The organism is Nostocoides veronense (genome assembly GCF_039531185.1).
In the GTDB taxonomy this organism is placed as follows: Bacteria; Actinomycetota; Actinomycetes; order Actinomycetales; family Dermatophilaceae; genus Nostocoides_A; species Nostocoides_A veronense.
This window is the reverse complement of the sequence record NZ_BAAAPO010000054.1, coordinates 1-1644: the sequence shown is the minus strand read 5'-3', so window position 1 is coordinate 1644 and position 1644 is coordinate 1. Positions and strand designations below refer to the sequence as shown.

Genomic DNA, 1644 nt, shown 5'->3' with positions numbered 1-1644 from the left:
CGTAGTCGATGGGGCTCATCATGCCTGCTGAGCTGTGTCGGCGCTCGTGGTTGTAGAACCCGTAGCACCAGTCCAGGACGACAGCTTGCGCGGCCGTGGTGTTGTCGAACTCGTTGCGGGAGAGGACTTCCCATTCCAGGGAGGAGAAGAACGCCTCCGCGGCTGCATTGTCGAAACACGACCCCACGCGCCCCATGGACTGTCGGACTCCTAGGGTCCGGCACAGACCGGTGAAACTCTTCGCCGTGTAGGTCGAGCCCCTATCGGTGTGGAAGATGACCCGCTGTGACTCATCCTCGCGCCAGTTCGGGCCGTTAACGGCATCGACGCCACCGCGGGCCGCGACGGCCATCTTGATCGCCGAGCACGCCAAGTCAGCGTCCGGGTGCAGACCGGTCGCGGCCCCGAGCAGCCGACGCGAGTACAGGTCGATCACGGTGGCCAGGTACAGCTTCCCGCCGGCGGTCGGGATTTCGGTCATGTCACCGACCCAGCGGGTATTCGCCCGCTCGGCGGTGAAGTCCCGACGCAGCAGGTCAGGAAACTTCGGCGCGGTCTTGTCCTGCTTGGTCAATCCGTGGCGGCGTTTGATCTTTCGTGCGATCAAGCCCTGACGACGCATCGAGTCCGCGACCGTCTTCTCGCTCACGACCCATCCATCCTCGACCAGATCGGTGTGCAACCGCGGCGATCCGTGCAGGCCGCGACGTTTGCCGAACATCACCCGTACCGCCCGGTCAACGCTGTCTCGACGAAGGTCCCGCTTCGTGTGCAGGCCCGAGACCGCGGCCGGGCCCTTCGCGCGGCTGACCCACTTGTAGAACCACGCCAGGCTCACCCCGAGCAGGGCGCAGGTGAACGTGTGCGGCACCCGGTAGTTGGTCCTCTGGTCGGCGATGAAGCGTGCCACGCTCACTTCGTCGCCTCCTTCACCCACAGGACCACGGATCGCTTGAGGACATCACGCTCCATCCGCAGCTCGGCAACCTCAGCGCGCAGGCGCTTCAACTCGTCGTAGTCGCCCGTGGACAAGCTCGAGGACCCGTCCCGCGCCGCGCGTGACCTGGTCACCCAGTTCCCCAGCGTGCCCTCGTTCACGCCGAGATCGCGCGCGACCTGCGCGATCGGCTTCCTGGTCTCTTCGACGATCCGGACCGCTCCCTCACGGAACTCCCGGTCGTACTTCTTCCTGATCTCTGGCATCTCAATCCTCATTGTGGATGCCTCCACGGTCCGGGGGGAACCTCAGAGCGACCACCACCGGCACCCGCCAACCACTACGCTGACCCCGCCACCAGGTGAGGACAATCAACGATCAGACCTGGGGACATTCGATGAGCGCCATCAGCACGGCGCCGAACTCCCTCTGGGCCCAGCGAAGGGCCTTCTCATGACGCTTCCGATCCGCGGACAGCGTGGCTGGCGGGAAGGGTCAGTGATGACCAAGACACTGCCGAGCGTGAGCTCGATGCCGAAGGAGGTGAAGAAGAGGGTCTTCCGCTCGGAGGCGGAAGGCACTCCTGCCCGACGAGAGTGCACATCTCGCCCGTCGAGTGGGGTCCCCTGCCGGGTTAACCGGCTTGTATGACTTAGAGGGCCTCCTGGTTGCAGGTGGTGGTCGCTACGGTGGCCGTGGGAGAAGGC

At 65.1% G+C, this 1644-nt stretch carries 2 protein-coding genes; both read right to left on the bottom strand.

What is annotated here, in order from left to right:
• A partial coding sequence (locus ABD225_RS17020; protein WP_344088350.1) for an IS3 family transposase occupies positions 1 to 916 on the bottom strand: 916 nt, incomplete at its 3' end.
• Entirely contained in the window at positions 913 to 1203 is a 291-nt protein-coding gene (locus ABD225_RS17015; RefSeq protein WP_344088347.1) for a transposase, read from the bottom strand. The genes ABD225_RS17015 and ABD225_RS17020, both read right to left, overlap by 4 nt.
• Positions 1204 to 1644: the final 441 nt, after the last annotated feature.